Below are 432 nucleotides of genomic sequence, written 5' to 3'. Positions count from 1 at the left end.
TTCGGGGATGGCAGGATGTATGTAAGACTGCCGGCATACCGTTCTTGTATTGCCGAGCATGTGCGCAACCTTATCGATTGCGCTATTAAGCCTTTGCTTTTGCGCCCTGTCACTGTCAGGCAAATCGAGACAGCGTAGCAACTCAAGGGCAGTTGCCGTTGCAGCCCAAGTTCGAAAATGCTTCGACGTGAAATCGGACCGCATAGTCACTCGCAGATAGTCATTTATATCCTGAGAGGAGACGGGACAGCGATCACCCGCCCCGTCAATATATTGAAATAACTGCTGCCCAGGCAGTTCCTGTATGGAGCGTATGATACGCGCAATTCGTTTATCGGAAAGCTTGAGACTCCACATTTTGCCCGATTTGCCAGTAAATGCGAGCCGCAATCCGCCACGCTCATCCCGCAAATGCCGATTGCGAAGCGTAGT

Annotated in this window: 1 pseudogene; it reads right to left on the bottom strand. The window is 51.4% G+C overall.

Features of this window, described 5'->3' with window-relative positions:
• A pseudogene (locus tag F9K91_RS25620) lies at positions 1-432 on the bottom strand (DNA topoisomerase IB); the annotation flags it as partial.

The organism is Brucella tritici (assembly GCF_008932295.1).
Classification (GTDB): domain Bacteria; phylum Pseudomonadota; class Alphaproteobacteria; order Rhizobiales; family Rhizobiaceae; genus Brucella; species Brucella tritici.
Note: the sequence above shows the minus strand (reverse complement) of the source record. Positions and strands in the feature narration are given on the sequence as shown.